Source organism: Falsiroseomonas sp., assembly GCF_030695085.1.
Taxonomy (GTDB): Bacteria; Pseudomonadota; Alphaproteobacteria; order Acetobacterales; family Acetobacteraceae; genus Falsiroseomonas.
On sequence record NZ_JAUYTS010000026.1, the window covers coordinates 1 to 15,414 of the forward strand.

A 15,414-nucleotide genomic window follows, 5' to 3' on the forward strand; every position below is an offset into this window, starting at 1 on the left:
CGACAGAGGCGGTCCGTCGAGCGATACAGCATAGTCAAGCGAGCCTGAGGGCCCTGGCCAAGCGCTACGGCATCAACCCGAAGACCGTGGCGAAGTGGCGCGCGCGAACCTCCGTCACCGACCTGGCGACCGGACCCAAAACCCCAGCCTCGACCGTCCTCACCATCGACGAGGAGGCCGTCGTCGTCGCCTTCCGTCGCCACACCCTGCTGCCGCTCGACGATTGCCTTTACGCGCTGCAGCCCACCATCCCGCACCTCACCCGTTCCTCGCTGCACCGCTGCTTGCAGCGCCACGGCATCTCACGCCTGCCCGAGGTAGAGGGCGAGGCTTCGCCAAAGCGGAAGTTCAAGAGCTACCCGATCGGCTTCTTCCACATCGACCTCGCCGAGGTCCGAACCGCCGAGGGCAGGCTCTATATGTTGGTTGCCATCGATCGCACCTCGAAGTTTGCCTTCGTCGAGCTGCACCGCGAGGCCAAGCAGCGCACCGCAGGCGATTTCCTGCGCCGCCTCGCCGGGGCCGTGCCTTACAAGATCCACACGGTGCTCACCGACAACGGCATCCACTTCACGACGCCAGGCGCCGGCGGTTCTGCCACCCCGCTCATCGCCGAAGCACTCGCCCGCGGCGAACCCATATGGGCCCACGCCTTCGAGTACGCTTGCGCGCAGCTCGGCATCGAGCACCGCCTCACCAAGCCCAAGCACCCCTGGACCAACGGCCAGGTCGAGCGGATGAACCGCACCATCAAGGACGCCACAGTCCGGCGCTACCACTACGACGCCCACGAGCAGCTCGAGCGGCACCTCGCCGACTTCGTAGCCGCCTACAACTTCGGCCGCCGACTGAAGACCCTGCGCGGACTCACGCCCTACGAGTTCATCTGCAAGCAGTGGACCGCAGAGCCACAGCGGTTCAACGCCAACCCGCTCCACCAAACGCCAGGACTAAACATCCTAGCCCCGGCGGCGCAGCGCCTGCTCGATCAATTGCCGGTCGCGCGCCTCGGTGCGGCGCCCATGCACCACGGCGAGCGCCCAGATCACCGCGATGCCCCAGGCCGCCTGCCCGGCGACGAAGGGCAGCAGGATGAACAGCAGCCCGCCGATCCAGAGCAGCCCGTTGAACACGGCCTGGAACGGCTTGCCGGCGAACAGGATGGCGAGCGGCGGGACGAGAAGGGCGAGGAGGTATTGCATGATACCCCTCATATCGCCCTGCCGCCCCTCCGGTTCAATCGGCGGGGCGGTTCAGGCCGCCGTTGCCATCTGAACCACTGAATCCGTCAAGGGATGCACCGAGGGGCGCACCACGCGGCCCTCCATCGCCTCCACCCGCCGCACGCCGATGATCTGGCCGAGATTGCCCGCCACCAGATGCACCATGCACAGCGGCATGGCGTGCAGTGTGACCTCGGCGCGGATCGCATCGCCGTCCCGCGTCGCGCGCACCACATCGGGGATCAGGTCGCGCTTGGCGAAAGGCTCCAGGATGCGCGGCAGCAGGCCGGGGGCGGCATCCGCCATTACGGTGAAACGCGCCGCGCAAAGCGGCTCGGGATCGTAGAAGGACATTTGGAAAGCTCCGGATCGGGTGGCGAAGAACCGAGAAGGCGCCCGGCCGCGCAGAAACCCATCCCCCGTGGGGGGGCTCGGGTCAGGCGGCCGGGCCGGTAATTCGGCCCGTGAGGATCCGGAAGGTCATCACAGCTTAGCTCTTAGCGCCTTCCGTCGGCGCAGGGAAGTCCTCCGCCGGGTGGCGGGCCTGCTGGCGCTCGATGACCAGCTTCTGGTGCGGGTAGGGGATCTCGATGCCGAGCTGGTCGAAGCGCTGCTTGATGCGGCGGTTGAACTCGCGGCTCAGGCTCCAGCGCGCCATCGGCTCGCCCTTGATGCGGGCGCGGATCACCACGCCGGAATCGGCCAGCCGCTCGACGCCCAGCACCTCCAGCTCGTCGCGGATGAGCGGGTTGAACTTCGGATCGGCGCGGATATCCGCCGCGACCTCCTTCATCACCTCCACCACGCGGTCGGTGTCCTCGCCATAGGCGACGGAGACGTCCAGCACCGCCATGGAGAAGTCGCGCGTCATGTTGGTCACGGTGGTGACGGCGCTGAACGGGACGATGTGGATCGAGCCATCCTGCGCCCGCAGCTTGATGGAGCGGATGGAAAGCTGTTCCACCACGCCCGCCAGCCCGCCGACGGAGACCACGTCGCCCACCGCCACCGCATCCTCGAACAGCAGGAAGATGCCGGTGATGACGTCCCGCACCAGGGTCTGGGACCCGAAGCCGATGGCCAGGCCGATCACGCCGGCACCGGCGATCAGCGGGGCCACGTTGACGCCGATCTCGGTCAACACATTCAGCGCCACAAATACGATGATGGTGCCGGACAGGATGGTCCGCAGCATCGGCAGCAGGGTACGGACCCGGGCGCTGCGCGCCGCCTGCGCGTCCCGCGACAGCCGCGCCAGGTAACGGGCGATGGCGGCGTTCGCCACTTCCCACACCGTCAGCGCGACCGCCACGGTCAGCGCGATGGAAACCAGCGAGGACAGCAGCATGGCGCCGAGCTGGCCGCGGCGGAACCAGGCGAAGGACTCCACCCCCCAGGCTTCCAGCAGGAACAGCAGGGTCAGGACGGTGATGATGGCGCTGACGATGCCCTTCAGCACCGGCAGATAGCGGTTGGCCCGCGCTTCCAGCCCCGGATAGCGCCGGGCCAGTTCGGGGCCGATGCCGAAGCCGCGGATGATGGCGCGCCGCAGCAGCTCATCCACCAGCTTGGCCAGCCCGATGATCAGCAGCGTGGCGAGGGAGACGCGCAGCAGGCGTTCGAAGCCATCCCGAACCTCCAGCGCCCAGACGCCCCACAGCGCCATCAGCCACAGGATCGCCAGCAGGTGCCAGACATCGGCCACGCGGTCCCGCAGCATCCGCAGCATCCGGCGCATGCGGTCCGGCTGGTCGCCCGGGCGAAGATCCGGGGCGCGCAGCAGGTCGGCCATCGTGGCGCGGTTCTGCAGGATGACGATGATCAGCAGCAGGGACACGACCAGCGCGGTCAGCCGCAGGATGGCGTCATGCGCCGCCCAGGGCAGGCCGAACAGCAGCCCGGCCTCGGCCACCGCATAGCCGAGGATGGCGACACCGGCGATGCGGCGCACCCAGACGGTGACATAGGCCGCCGTTTCATCCAGGCAGGGCACCAGCCGCAGATGGCTCGACGCCGGGGAGAAGACCATGCGCGACAGCGCCATCACCGCCCGCAGCGCGATGTAGGAGTTGTTCGCCGTCAGCAGCACCAGTTCGGTCGTCGGCAGCGGCCGCACCGCGCCGATCATGCCGTAGGAGATCACGGCGAAGGACAGCAGCGGCACCAGATCCAGCACCAGCCGGGCCAGCACCAGCGGCACGCGGCGCATGCGCGACCAGGCATCGCCATTCGCGGGCGCCATCGCATCCAGCCGGTTCGACCAGCGGCGCAGGAAGCGGCGGGTCAGCCATTCGGCCAGCAGGCCGCTGCCGAACAGCAGCGCCAGCTTCCAGGCGGCATCGATGATGCGGGCCTGGGTCACCGGGTCCCGCGCCAGGTCCGAGGCCCAGCGCGCCATGGTGGGCAGGTCCGTCGCGGCCTCCGCCGCCGCCACCAGGCTTTCCGAGAGGCCCTGCAGCCGTTCGGAAGCGCCGGTCAGCAACTGCGCGCCCAGCGTATTCGGGGCCAGCAGCGCCGGCTCCACCACCGCTGGCGGGGCGGGTGCCGGAGCGGGCGCGGCGGCATCGGGCGTGCCTGGGCCAGCCGCCGGGCCGGCGCCGCGCTGGGCGGCGACCAGCGCCTCCAGGCTCCGCAGCAATTCGGCGCGCGCCGCATCATTCCGCAGCGTCGCCAGCAGCCGTTCCATTTCCGTGGTTCCGCCGGCGGCCGCGGCGGGGGCGCTGCCGGCCGGGGTTGCGGGGGCGGGCGCGGGGCTTATCGCCTGGCCAAGGGCCGGGCCGCCCAGCAGCAGGGCCAGGATCGGCAGGATATGGAGAAGGGCGCGCATGGTTGGGGTGAACCTGCTCAACCGTTGCGGGTCAAGCCTGGAAGAAGAATGCGGGCTGGCATGTTGCAGTGCAACGCAACCCGGCGGAGGATATCCGCGTGACCTCCCCCGCGCCCCCGCTGCCCGTGATCATGCTCGCACTGATGGCGGCCCATCTGGCCGGCATGGGCGCCTTCCTCACGGTGCCGGTGCTGGCCCCGGCGATGGCGGCGGAAACCGGCGTGCCGGCCAGTCTGGCCGGGCTGCATACGGCGCTGGTCTATGCCGGGGCGCTGGTGACCGGGCCGCTGACCGGGCCGCTGATCCGCCGCTGGGGTGGCGTGCGAATGCTGCAGGTTTCCATGGTGGTGCTCGGCTGCGGCATCGCGCTGGCCGCACTCGGCCATCCGGCGGCGCTGGCGGCGTCTGCCGTGCTGGCCGGGATGGGGCATGGGCCGGTGACGCCGGGCGGCAGCCATCTGATCGCGGCCCATACCCCGGCGCGGCGCCGGGCGCTGGTGTTCAGCCTGAAGCAGGCCGGCGTGCCGCTGGGCGCCATGATCGTGGCCGCCCTGGCACCCGCCATCGCGCTGGTGGCCGGCTGGCGCATCAGCATCCTGTGCATGGCGGCGATCGCCTTCCTGGTGGCGCTGGGCATCCAGCCGCTGCGGGCCGGGCTGGATGCGGAACGGGACCGGCCGGGTGCGAGTGCCGGGCTGCTGGCGGTGCTGCGCGAATCGGCCGCCCATGTCGGCCTGCTACGGACCGAGCGGGAATTGGCGCGGCTGACGGTGATGGCCTGCGGCTACGGCATCGCGCAATTCTGCTTTTCCACCTTCTTCGTGGCCTTCCAGGTGGCGAGCCTCGGCACCCCCCTGGCGGAGGCCGGGCTGCGGCTGGCGCTGGCGCAGGCGGCGGGCGTGGTCGGGCGGGTCGGCTGGGCGCTGCTGGCCGACCGGCTCGGTGCCTCCCGCGTGCTGGCGGCCTGCGGCGGCGGCGCGGCGCTGGCTGGGCTGGCGCTGGCGATGGCCGGGCCGGGCTGGCCGGGCTTCCTGGTAGCGGCTGCCGGGGTCGTGATGGGCGCCACCGCCGTGGGCTGGAACGGGGTGATGCTGGCGGAAGCCGCGCGCCTGGCCCCGCCCGGCCAGGTCGGCGGCGCCACCGCGGCGCTGTCCTTCGCCTTCGGCATGACCATGCTGGTGGCACCCCCCGCCTTTTCCGGCCTGATCGCGCTGACCGGCGGCTATTCCGCCGGCTTCCTGATGTGCGTGGTGGCGGTGACGATCGGCGCCTTCGCCATATCGGGCGCGCGCAGGTAGCGGACCTTGCTGCCTTGCCGCCGTGGCGGGACGTGCCATCTTGCGCATATGACGACCTTCCTGACGGTCCTTGTGGGCCTTTCCCTGCTCGGCACGCTCGGCGTGATGTTCGCCGGCATGCTCGGCCTGGCGCGCAGCGAGGCGGCCGGCGGTGCCCGGTCCAACCGGCTGATGCGCTGGCGCGTGGTGATGCAGGGCGTGACGCTGGTGCTGTTCCTGATCCTCATCGCCGTATCCCGCGGTTGATGCCGGCTTTGGCCTTGCCTGCCTTGCCCCCACCGGACCCCCGCCCTATGGTCCGCACCGTTTTTGCATGTGCGAAATACGCCCGGCGCCGCCTTTCCGCGCCGCGCGACGACCAGGGACCCGGCAAATCATGAAAATCCTCGTCCCCGTGAAGCGGGTGGTGGACTACAATGTGAAGGTCCGCGTGAAGGCGGATGGCACGGGCGTCGAGACGGCGAACGTCAAGATGTCGATGAACCCCTTCGATGAGATCGCGGTCGAGGAAGCGGTGCGCCTGAAGGAAAAGGGCGCCGCCACCGAGATCATCGCGGTGTCCGTCGGCCCGACCGCGGCGCAGGAACAGATCCGCACCGCGCTCGCCATGGGCGCCGACCGCGGCATCCTGGTCGAGGTGGAGGGCACGGTCGAACCGCTCGCGGTGGCCAAGATCCTGAAGGCGCTGGTCGCCAAGGAATCGCCGGAACTCGTCATCATGGGCAAGCAGGCCATCGATGACGACATGAACGCCACCGGGCAGATGCTGGCGGCGCTGCTGGGCTGGGGCCAGGGCACCTTCGCCAGCAAGGTCGAGATCGCCGACGGTGCCGCCAAGGTGACGCGGGAGGTCGATGGCGGGCTTGAGACCGTCTCCCTCAAGCTGCCGGCCATCGTCACCGCCGACCTGCGGCTGAATGAGCCGCGTTATGCCTCCCTCCCCAACATCATGAAGGCGCGCAAGAAGCCGATCGAGACGGTGAAGCCCGCCGATCTCGGCGTCGATGCCGCGCCGCGCCTGACCGTGCTGAAGGTGGAGGAACCGCCGAAGCGCCAGGCGGGCGTGAAGGTCGGCAGCGTCGCCGAGCTGGTGGACAAGCTGCGCAACGAAGCGAAGGTGATCTGAGCATGGCCGTCCTGGTGCTCGCCGACCGCGGCGAAACCGTCTCCACCCCCACCCGCAGCGCCGTCGCGGCGGCGCAGAAGCTGGGCGGGGATGTGCATGTGCTGGTGCTGGCGCAATCCGATGCCGCCGCCGCCGCGCAATTGCCCGGCGTGGCCAAGGTGCTGGTCGCCGAGGGCGGCCCGACGGCGCAGGGGCTGGCGGAGCCGGTGGCGGCGCTGCTGGTCTCCCTGGCGCCGGCCTATGACCACCTGCTGGCCCCGGGCAGCGCGGCCGGCAAGAATGTGATGCCGCGCGTGGCCGCATTGCTCGATGTGCAGATCGTCTCCGACGTCGCGGGCGTGGAGGGGGCGGATACCTTCCGGCGCTTCATCTATGCCGGCAATGCGCTGGCGACGGTGAAGACGGCGGATGCGAAGAAGGTGCTGACCGTGCGCGCCGCCAGCTTCGACCCGGTGGCCGCCGAGGGCGGCAGCGCCGCGATCGAACCGGCCGCCGCCGCCGCCGATCCGGGCCTGTCCAGCTTCGTCGGCTCCGAGATCGCGAAGCTGGAGCGGCCCGAGCTGACCGCCGCCCGCGTGGTGATCTCCGGCGGCCGCGCCATGGGGTCTTCCGACAACTTCAAGATCCTGGACGGCATCGCGGACCGGCTTGGCGCGGCCATCGGTGCCTCCCGCGCCGCAGTCGATGCGGGCTATGCGCCAAACGACATGCAGGTGGGCCAGACCGGCAAGATCGTCGCGCCGGAACTGTACATGGCCTTCGGCATCTCGGGCGCCATCCAGCACCTGGCCGGCATGAAGGACAGCAAGGTGATCGTCGCCATCAACAAGGACGAGGAGGCGCCGATCTTCCAGGTGGCCGATTACGGCCTGGTCGGCGACGTGTTCAAGGTGATCCCGGAACTCGAAGCCGCGCTCGACAGCAAGTAGCCGGAAGCCCTCCCCCCCTCTCGGGGGAGGGTTGGGTGGGGGGTCTCCGCCACCCACGCGCCTGACCACGAACGAGAACGGTGAGACGGGCCACCCGTCCTGGGCGCCCCCTCACCCCACCGTTGAACGCATGCGTCCAACCCCCCCACCGGTTTGGAGGAGAGGGCGCGCCACGACCACCCGGCGGAGATCACGATGGGCCAGATCCAGAAACTCGGCGTCATCGGCGCCGGCCAGATGGGCAACGGCATCGCCCATGTCGCGGCCCAGTCCGGGCTGACGGTGGTGCTGCTCGACGTGGCCCAGGCGGCGCTGGACAAGGGCCTGGCGACGCTGGCCAAGAACATGGACCGCCAGGTTGCCAAGGGCACGCTGGGCCAGGCGGATCGCGACGCGGCGCTGGCCCGCATCTCCACCAGCACGGACTACGCCGCCTTTGGCGATTGCGACCTGGTGATCGAGGCCGCGACCGAGCGCGAGGACATCAAGCACAAGATTTTTGCGACGCTGACGCCGCATCTGCGGGCGGATGCGCTGGTCGCTTCCAACACCTCCTCCATCCCGATCACGCGCCTGGCCGCGGCGACGGACCGGCCCGGCCGCTTCGTCGGCATGCATTTCTTCAACCCGGTGCCGCTGATGAAGCTGGTCGAGGTGATCCGCGGGCTGGCGACGGAGGATGCGACCGTCGAAGCCGTCGCGGCGCTGGCGGAAAAAATGGGCAAGACGGTGGCCTATGCCGCCGACTACCCCGCCTTCATCGTCAACCGCATCCTGCTGCCGATGATCAACGAGGCCTGCTTCGCGCTGCATGAGGGGGTGGGCGATGTCGCCTCCATCGATGCCGGCATGAAGCTGGGCTGCAACCACCCGATGGGGCCGCTGGAACTGGCGGACTATATCGGCCTCGATACCTGCCTCGCCGTGCTGCGCGTGCTGCAGGACGGCATGGGCGACCCGAAATATCGCCCGAGCCCGCTGCTGGCCAAGTATGTCGAGGCCGGCTGGCTCGGCCGCAAATCCGGCCGCGGCTTCTACGACTACAGCGGGACCCCGCCGAAGCCGACGCGCTGAGCCATGTCCGAGCCGATCGGCGCCTTCGACAGGGTTGCCGGACGGGTCGGCATCCGCGCGGGCTATGGGCTGCTGGCGCTGGACCTCGCGGCGCTGGTCTGGGTGATCGTCGAATCCTTCCTGCCGCAGGGGCCGATGCTGCGGCTGGTGGATTTCGCCTTCGGCCTGGTGCTGGGGACCGAGCTTGTGCTGCGGCTGCGGGCCAGCCCGCGGCCCTTGCGCGAGCTGATGCATCCCGCCGGCATCGCCGATGTGGTGGCGGTCGCCGCCTTCCTGCTGGCGCCCTTCGCCCCCGGCTGGGGCTTTCTGCGCAGCCTGCGCACGCTGCGGCTGCTGCGTTCCGCCCGGCTGCTGGCCAAGCTGCGCCGCGACCTGCCGATCTTCCGCCGCAACCCGGAGGCGCCGATCGCCGCCGCCGACCTGCTGGTCTTCATCGCGGTGATGACCGGCATCGTCCACGCCACGCAATACGCCCGCAATCCGGAGATCGCGAATTGGGCGGATGCGCTGTATTTCACCGTGGCGGCGCTGACCACGACGGGCTTTGGCGACATCACGCTGGACGGCACCTGGGGCCGCTTCCTGACCGTGCTGATCATGCTGGCCGGCGTCACGCTGTTCCTGCGCCTGGCGCAGGCGCTGTTCCGGCCCGTGAAGGTCAGCTTCCGCTGCCCGAGTTGCGGCCTCGGCCGGCACGATACGGATGCGGTGCATTGCAAGGCCTGCGGCGTGCTGCTGAACATCCCCGACGACGGCGACTGAACCCCGCCGGCGGCTGGCGAGGTTGCCGACTGTCAGCACTGACGTGCATGCTTCCCGCATGGGCCGCGCAGACGGCCGTGACCGGGAGAAAATCCATGAATTTCAGCCGCCGCAGCCTGTTGGCCGCATCGCTCGCCCTTCCCGTCGCCGGTGCCGCGCGCGCGCAATCCGGCTGGCAGCCGACCCGGCCGATCCAGCTCATCGTCGGCTTCGCCCCGGGTGGCGGTTCCGACATCATCGCCCGCACGATTGCGGAGGCAGCCTCGCCGCTGTTCCCGCAGCCGCTGGTGGTGGTGAACCGGCCTGGCGCGGGCGGCGCCATCGCGGCGGAGGCGGTCAGCCGCGCCGCGCCGGATGGCCACACGCTGCTGATGGCGGGCGGGTCCGAGAGCACCTCCCTGCCCGCGCATCGGGACCTGCCCTATGACCCCAAGAAATCCTTCACCGCCGTCATCCGGCTGACCCGCAATGCGCATTTCATCTGCGCCCGCGGCCGCGGCGGCCGCTTCACCAGCATGCAGCAGGTGATCGAGGCGGCGAAGGTGCGGCCGGAGGCGCTGACCCATGGCTCCGCCGGCATCGGCACGCTGTCCCATTCCATCTTCATCCTGCTCGGCCGTGCGACGGGGACGGAGCTGCTGCACGTGCCCTACACCGGCGGTGGGCCGCAGCAGCAGGCGGTGCTGGCCGGGCAGGTGGACCTGGTGGTGCAGGCCTCGGATGAGCTGCGCGGCCTGGCGGCCTCCGGCGACCTCCTGCCGCTGGCCTGCGCCTCCGCCCAGCGCATGCCGGCCTTCCCGGAGGTGCCGACTTTGCGCGAACTGGGGATCGAGCTGGTGGCGGACAACATGAAGGGCTGGGTCGGCCCGGCCGGCATGCCGCCGGAGATGGTGTCCTCCCTGCATGACCGTTTCCGCCAGGCGATGGCGGCGCCGCGCTGGCAGCGCTTCATGGAACAGACCGGGGAGGCCGATGGCTACGCCAATGGCACCGACTTCCAGCGCGACATGGACACGCTGCTGGACACCATCCGCGCCGCGATCCGCCGAACCTAGTTTGTTTTTCGCGTGATCCGGACCTCCGGTGCCTTCGCACCTTCGGTCGTCACGCTCTGAGGACACAGCATGACCGAGACGATCCAGCCGCCCGCCCCCGCCGCCTTCATCGGTCTCGGCGTGATGGGCGCCGCCATGGCGGCCAACCTCGCCAAGGCCGGCTATGCGCTGACCGTCAGCAACCGCAGCCGGGCCAAGGCGGCGGCGCTGGAGGCAGGCGGGGCGCGCTGGGCGGCAACCCCGGCGGAGGCCGCGCGCGGCGCCGCCTTCGTGGCACTCTGCCTGCCGGATACGCCGGATGTGGAGGCGGTGCTGTTCGGGCCGGAGGGCGTGGCGAAGGGCGTCGCGCCGGGCACGGTGGTGGTGGATTTCTCCACCATCGCGGCCGCCGCCGCGTCCGGCTTCGCGGCCAGGCTGGCGGCGGAGACCGGCGCCATCCTGCTGGACAGCCCGGTCTCGGGCGGGCCGAAGGGGGCGCTGGATGGCACGCTGACCTGCATGGTGGGCGGCGACGAGGCCGCCTTCGCCCGTGCCGAGCCGTGTTTCCGCGCCATGGGCAGGACGCTGACGCATCTCGGCCCGGCCGGCGCCGGCCAGGTCTGCAAATCCGCCAACCAGCTGATCGTCGCCACCACCATGCTGGCGGTGGCCGAAGCCCTGGCGCTCGGCGCCAAGGCGGGGCTGGATGGGGAGAAGATGCGCCAGGCGCTGCGCGGCGGCAGTGCCGCCAGCTTCGTCATGGAGAACCATGCGGCGCGCATGCTGGCCGGCAATTACGCGCCGGGCTTCCGGGCGGAGCTGATGCGAAAGGATCTGCGCCTGTCCGCCACCGCGATGCGCGACCACGCGGTGTTCGCCCCCGCCACGGCGCTGACGGCGCAGATGCTGGAGGCGGTGGTCGCCTCCGGCCGTGGCGGGCTGGACAGCGCCTCGGTGGGGGCGCTGGTGGCCGAGCTGTCGGGCGTGCCGCGTGATCGCTGAAGGCCGAATGGCCGGAAGCGCGAATCACGCGGCCCTCAAGCGGCCTATGCCGGACGCTTGAAGGACACCTTGTCGTTCTCGCCGGCCTTCGGCGGCTCCCCGGTGATGCGCGCCTTCACATAGCCATAGGCGTGCAACAGGGTGGAGGACGGCGCGTCCCAGTACTCGGCGCCCTCGACCTCCACCTTCAGCAGCGCGGCGTTGGGGTCTTCCGGGCCGTTCGGGAACCAGGTGCGCAGCGGCTCGGACCACATCGCCTTCTGCCTGGCCACGTCGCGGATGATCTGCGCGGTGCCGGAGATGGAGACGTAGTTCTGGTCGGACGGCTCGGCATAGGCGAGCAGCACGCGCTCATCCTGGCGGATCTCGTCGGCCTTGGGCGAGCCGCCGCTGGTGAAGAACCACAGCGTGCCGTCGAATTCGCGCAGCTCCACCGCGCGCATCGGGCGGCCGCGCATATGGCCCTGCGGGTCGATGGTGACCATGGTCGCAACCTCGATATCGCGGATCAGCTCCCACACCTTGTCGCGGGCGGCCTGGTCGGTGCGTGTCTGGGTCATGGCAAGGCTCCTGTGAAGGTCGCGGACAGAACGGATGGGCGGCGCCGGGGTTGCCTGCGGCCATCTGGCCGGGCGCGCGCGACGGCGTTACGGTCGCGCCCATGTCGCACCCCCTGATCAAGCTCGAACGCGAGGGCGTCCTCGCCATCCTCACCATCGACCGGCCGGCCAAGCGCAATGCGATGGACCTGCCGATGTGGATCGCCCTGGCCGAGGCGGTGGAGACCTGCTCCGCCGATGATGACCTTCGCTGCCTGGTGCTGCGCGGCGCCGGCGAGGAGGCCTTCTGCGCCGGCGCCGACATCGCCGCCTTTCAGACGGAGCGCGGCACGCCGGAGCGGGAGGCGGTGTACGCCGCGGAGATCGGCCGCAGCTTCCAGTCGCTGCGCCTGTGCCGCCACCCGGTGGTCGCCGCCTGCCGCGGCTGGACCATGGGCGGCGGGGCGGGGCTGGCGACGATGGCGGATTTCAGGGTGGGCGGCCCGGCGACCCGCATCGGCATCCCGGCGCGCAACCTGAACATCTTCTATGCCTATGAGGAGTTGGACCCGCTGCTGCAGTCGGTGGGCTACGGCGTGGCGATGGAGATGCTGGTGGAAGGCCGCGTCTTCACCGGGGCCGAGGCCTATGAGAAGGGCCTGCTGTCACGCCTGGTGGCGGATGAGGCGGTGCAGGAGGAAGCACTCGCCATGGCGCACCGCATCGCCCAGGGCGCGCCGCTCGCCAACCGTTTTCACAAGCGGGCCTTGCAGGAGCTGCGCGGGGCCTTGCCGATCACGCCCGAGCAGTATGCGGCGAGCAAGAGCTTTCCCTACACGGAGGACTTCCGGGAGGCGACGCGGGCCTTTGTGGAGAAGCGGAAGCCGGTGTTCCGGGGGCGCTAGGGCTGGGCGGACCCGAGACCCCCACCCCGACCAGCCTTCGGCGTTGCGGCAGTGCCGCAACCCCGAAGGCTGGTCGGGGTGGGGGCAGGCGCGACCTTCACGCCGAAGCCTCTCCGCCAGCACGCGCGCAATATCCGCCACCACCCCATCTCGGTTGCCGCGCACCTCGTTGTTCCAGTAGCGCAGCACCAGCCAGCCCGCGGCGGTCATCGCCGCATCGCGCGCTGAGTCGCGCGCCTCGCCGTGCTGGCCGCCATCCACCTCGACCACCAACCGCGCCTCAAGGCAGGCGAAGTCGGCGATATGGGGCGGGATGGGATGCTGGCGACGAAAGGCAGCGCCGAGCGCGTCCTGGCGCAGGGCCTGCCAGAGAAGGCGTTCCTCCACCGTGGCGTCGCGGCGCAGGCGGCGGGCGATGTCGCGGAGCTTGGAGTCACGCATGGTGGAAGAACCCCCACCCCGACCCTCCCCCGCAAGCGCGGGGGAGGGAGAAGTCTCAGCTATGCGCCAGCACCGCCAGCAGCATCAGCGCCACGATGTTGGTGATCTTGATCATCGGGTTCACCGCCGGGCCGGAGGTGTCCTTGTACGGGTCACCCACCGTGTCGCCGGTCACCGCGGCCTTGTGGGCCTCGCTGCCCTTGCCGCCGTAATGGCCTTCCTCGATGTACTTCTTGGCATTGTCCCAGGCGCCGCCGCCGGTGGTCATGCTGACCGCCACGAAGAAGCCGGTGACGATCACGCCGAGCAGCATGGCACCCAGCGAGGAGAACGCCGCCGCCTTGCCGCCGATCATCAGGATCACCAGGAAGACGAAGATCGGTGACAGCACCGGCAGCAGGGACGGGATGATCATTTCCTTGATCGCCGCCTTGGTCAGCATGTCCACCGCGCGCCCGTAATCGGGCTTTTCCGCGCCGGTCATGATGCCCGGATGCTCGCGGAACTGCCGGCGCACTTCCTCCACCACCGCGGTCGCGGCACGGCCCACCGCGGTCATCGACATGCCGCCGAACAGATAGGGCAACAACCCGCCGAACAGCAGACCGACCACCACATACGGGTCGGACAGGCTGAAGGTCATCACGCCGATCCCGGCGAAATACGGGTAGATGTCCGGGTTGGCGATGAAGTGGTTCAGGTCCTGCGTATAGGCCGCGAACAGCACCAGCGCGCCGAGGCCGGCGGAGCCGATGGCATAGCCCTTGGTCACCGCCTTGGTGGTGTTGCCGACCGCATCCAGCGCATCGGTGGAAACCCGCACCTCGCTCGGCAGCCCCGCCATTTCCGCGATGCCGCCGGCATTGTCCGTCACCGGCCCGAAGGCATCGAGTGCCACCACCATGCCGGCGAGTGCCAGCATCGTCGTGGTCGCGATGGCAATGCCATACAGCCCCGCCAGGCCATACGAGGAAAGAACGCCCGCGATGATGATCAGCGCCGGCAGCGCCGTGCTTTCCATCGATACCGCCAGGCCGCGGATGACGTTGGTGCCGTGCCCGGTCTGCGAGGCTTCCGCGATGGAGCGCACCGGGCGGAACTGGGTGCCGGTGTAGTATTCCGTCACCACCACGATCGCCGCTGTCACCGCGAGGCCCACCGCGCCGCACAGGAACAGCGCGAAGGCGCCGAAGCTGTGGCCGCCCGCGGTGATCGTGCCGGTACCAAACACCAGGTAGCAAAGCGGTAGCAGCACCGCGAGCGACAGCGCTCCGGTGACGAGGAAGCCCCGGTACATGGCGTGCATGATGTTGTTGGAGGCCGGCAGCTTCACGAAGTAGGTGCCGGCGATGGAGGTCACCACGCAGACCGCGCCGATCGCCAGCGGGAACAGCATTCCGGCGATGCGGGCTTCCGCGGTGAAGGAGATGGCGGCGAGCACCATCGTCGCCACCATGGTCACCGCATAGGTCTCGAACAGGTCGGCCGCCATGCCGGCGCAGTCGCCGACATTGTCGCCCACATTATCCGCGATGGTGGCGGGGTTGCGGGGGTCATCCTCCGGGATGCCCGCTTCCACCTTGCCCACCATGTCGCCGCCGACATCCGCACCCTTGGTGAAGATGCCGCCGCCGAGGCGGGCGAAGATCGAGATGAGGGAGGCGCCGAAGCCCAGCGCCACCAGCGCATCGATCACCAGCCGGCTATTGGCCGCGAATCCGCCGATCGGCACCAGGATCAGGAAATAGGTGGCCACTCCCAGCAGGGCGAGGCCCGCCACCAGCATGCCGGTGATGGCGCCGGATTTGAACGCGACATCCAGCCCCGAGGCCAGCGACTGCGTCGCCGCCTGGGCGGTGCGGACATTGGCGCGGACCGAGACGTTCATGCCGATGAAACCGGCCGCCCCTGACAGGACCGCGCCGATCAGGAAGCCGATCGCCACCGCGAAGGCATGCCCGCCGAAGCCGAAGGCCGCCAGGATGACGAAGAACAGCACGACTCCGACAATGGAAATGGTGATGTATTGGCGCTTCAGATAGGCGTTGGCGCCTTCCTGGATGGCCTTGGCGATTTCCTGCATCCGGTCGGTGCCGGCATCCCGTGCCAGCACCTCCTTCGCCGTGACCACGCCATAGGCGATGGATAGCGTGCCCAATGCGATGATCAGCAACAATGCGAGCGTCATCAAAGCGACGGTCTCCCCCTTTTCTGGCCTCTTCTCCGGGCCGCGCGGTCCGTCGTTCGGGCCGGT

13 protein-coding genes and 2 pseudogenes are annotated in these 15,414 nt (G+C 69.8%); 10 read left to right on the forward strand and 5 right to left on the reverse strand.

From position 1 onward, the window contains the following. Positions 1–956, forward strand: a pseudogene (locus tag Q8S40_RS02645) (IS481 family transposase); the annotation flags it as partial. A gap of 297 nt (positions 957–1,253) precedes the next feature. Here Q8S40_RS02645 and Q8S40_RS02650 read toward each other — a convergent pair. Both Q8S40_RS02650 and Q8S40_RS02655 read right to left on the reverse strand, forming a co-directional pair. Then, positions 1,254–1,577: a hypothetical protein gene (locus tag Q8S40_RS02650; RefSeq protein ID WP_305669191.1), complete on the reverse strand. Its 324-nt coding sequence runs from the start codon at positions 1,575–1,577 to the stop codon at positions 1,254–1,256. 136 nt (positions 1,578–1,713) lie between these two features. After that, the gene (locus tag Q8S40_RS02655; protein WP_305669192.1) at positions 1,714–4,050 is read right to left on the reverse strand and encodes a mechanosensitive ion channel domain-containing protein; all 2,337 of its coding nucleotides are present in this window, start codon (positions 4,048–4,050) and stop codon (positions 1,714–1,716) included. 68 nt (positions 4,051–4,118) lie between these two features. Between Q8S40_RS02655 and Q8S40_RS02660 the strand changes: the two genes are divergently transcribed. The 8 genes from Q8S40_RS02660 to Q8S40_RS02695 all read left to right on the forward strand — a co-directional run bounded on the left by Q8S40_RS02660 (position 4,119) and on the right by Q8S40_RS02695 (position 11,275). Then, on the forward strand, positions 4,119–5,348 hold the full coding sequence (locus tag Q8S40_RS02660; protein WP_305669193.1) for an MFS transporter: 1,230 nt from the start codon (positions 4,119–4,121) through the stop codon (positions 5,346–5,348). Between the two features lie 48 nt (positions 5,349–5,396). Then, complete coding sequence (locus Q8S40_RS02665; RefSeq protein ID WP_304809927.1) at positions 5,397–5,594, forward strand: HIG1 domain-containing protein; 198 nt, start codon at positions 5,397–5,399, stop codon at positions 5,592–5,594. Positions 5,595–5,724: 130 nt separating this feature from the next. Continuing rightward, the gene (locus Q8S40_RS02670) at positions 5,725–6,474 is read left to right on the forward strand and encodes an electron transfer flavoprotein subunit beta/FixA family protein (protein WP_304809929.1); all 750 of its coding nucleotides are present in this window, start codon (positions 5,725–5,727) and stop codon (positions 6,472–6,474) included. 2 nt (positions 6,475–6,476) lie between these two features. Next, a complete protein-coding gene (locus tag Q8S40_RS02675; RefSeq protein WP_304809931.1) occupies positions 6,477–7,403 on the forward strand; it encodes an electron transfer flavoprotein subunit alpha/FixB family protein in 927 nt (308 codons plus the stop codon). Positions 7,404–7,598: 195 nt separating this feature from the next. After that, the gene (locus Q8S40_RS02680; RefSeq protein ID WP_305669194.1) at positions 7,599–8,477 is read left to right on the forward strand and encodes a 3-hydroxybutyryl-CoA dehydrogenase; all 879 of its coding nucleotides are present in this window, start codon (positions 7,599–7,601) and stop codon (positions 8,475–8,477) included. A gap of 3 nt (positions 8,478–8,480) precedes the next feature. Continuing rightward, positions 8,481–9,239, forward strand: a complete 759-nt coding sequence (locus tag Q8S40_RS02685; protein WP_305669195.1) for a potassium channel family protein — start codon at positions 8,481–8,483, stop codon at positions 9,237–9,239. Positions 9,240–9,334: 95 nt separating this feature from the next. After that, a complete protein-coding gene (locus tag Q8S40_RS02690; RefSeq protein ID WP_305669196.1) occupies positions 9,335–10,294 on the forward strand; it encodes a tripartite tricarboxylate transporter substrate binding protein in 960 nt (319 codons plus the stop codon). A gap of 69 nt (positions 10,295–10,363) precedes the next feature. Next, positions 10,364–11,275: an NAD(P)-dependent oxidoreductase gene (locus tag Q8S40_RS02695; RefSeq protein WP_305669197.1), complete on the forward strand. Its 912-nt coding sequence runs from the start codon at positions 10,364–10,366 to the stop codon at positions 11,273–11,275. A gap of 44 nt (positions 11,276–11,319) precedes the next feature. Here Q8S40_RS02695 and Q8S40_RS02700 read toward each other — a convergent pair whose 3' ends face one another. After that, positions 11,320–11,835 (reverse strand): pyridoxamine 5'-phosphate oxidase family protein, encoded by a 516-nt coding sequence (locus Q8S40_RS02700; protein WP_305669198.1) that lies wholly within the window; start codon positions 11,833–11,835, stop codon positions 11,320–11,322. A gap of 101 nt (positions 11,836–11,936) precedes the next feature. On the opposite strand from Q8S40_RS02700, the gene Q8S40_RS02705 reads away from it, so the two are divergent. Continuing rightward, positions 11,937–12,719 (forward strand): enoyl-CoA hydratase/isomerase family protein, encoded by a 783-nt coding sequence (locus tag Q8S40_RS02705; protein ID WP_305669199.1) that lies wholly within the window; start codon positions 11,937–11,939, stop codon positions 12,717–12,719. Between the two features lie 129 nt (positions 12,720–12,848). Here Q8S40_RS02705 and Q8S40_RS02710 read toward each other — a convergent pair. Together Q8S40_RS02710 and Q8S40_RS02715 are read right to left on the reverse strand one after the other, a co-directional pair. After that, positions 12,849–13,160 (reverse strand): annotated as a pseudogene (locus Q8S40_RS02710) (endonuclease domain-containing protein); the annotation flags it as partial. Positions 13,161–13,215: 55 nt separating this feature from the next. Then, positions 13,216–15,348 (reverse strand): sodium-translocating pyrophosphatase, encoded by a 2,133-nt coding sequence (locus tag Q8S40_RS02715; protein WP_305669200.1) that lies wholly within the window; start codon positions 15,346–15,348, stop codon positions 13,216–13,218. Positions 15,349–15,414: the final 66 nt, after the last annotated feature.

Coding starts and splice junctions, on each gene's coding strand:
- Q8S40_RS02705 (WP_305669199.1), top strand. CDS start 11,937: ATGTCGCACCCCCTGATCAAGCTCGAACGCGAGGGCGTCCTCGCCATC.
- Q8S40_RS02715 (WP_305669200.1), bottom strand. CDS start 15,348: ATGACGCTCGCATTGTTGCTGATCATCGCATTGGGCACGCTATCCATC.
- Q8S40_RS02650 (WP_305669191.1), bottom strand. CDS start 1,577: ATGTCCTTCTACGATCCCGAGCCGCTTTGCGCGGCGCGTTTCACCGTA.
- Q8S40_RS02695 (WP_305669197.1), top strand. CDS start 10,364: ATGACCGAGACGATCCAGCCGCCCGCCCCCGCCGCCTTCATCGGTCTC.
- Q8S40_RS02680 (WP_305669194.1), top strand. CDS start 7,599: ATGGGCCAGATCCAGAAACTCGGCGTCATCGGCGCCGGCCAGATGGGC.
- Q8S40_RS02665 (WP_304809927.1), top strand. CDS start 5,397: ATGACGACCTTCCTGACGGTCCTTGTGGGCCTTTCCCTGCTCGGCACG.
- Q8S40_RS02655 (WP_305669192.1), bottom strand. CDS start 4,050: ATGCGCGCCCTTCTCCATATCCTGCCGATCCTGGCCCTGCTGCTGGGC.
- Q8S40_RS02675 (WP_304809931.1), top strand. CDS start 6,477: ATGGCCGTCCTGGTGCTCGCCGACCGCGGCGAAACCGTCTCCACCCCC.
- Q8S40_RS02670 (WP_304809929.1), top strand. CDS start 5,725: ATGAAAATCCTCGTCCCCGTGAAGCGGGTGGTGGACTACAATGTGAAG.
- Q8S40_RS02700 (WP_305669198.1), bottom strand. CDS start 11,835: ATGACCCAGACACGCACCGACCAGGCCGCCCGCGACAAGGTGTGGGAG.
- Q8S40_RS02690 (WP_305669196.1), top strand. CDS start 9,335: ATGAATTTCAGCCGCCGCAGCCTGTTGGCCGCATCGCTCGCCCTTCCC.
- Q8S40_RS02685 (WP_305669195.1), top strand. CDS start 8,481: ATGTCCGAGCCGATCGGCGCCTTCGACAGGGTTGCCGGACGGGTCGGC.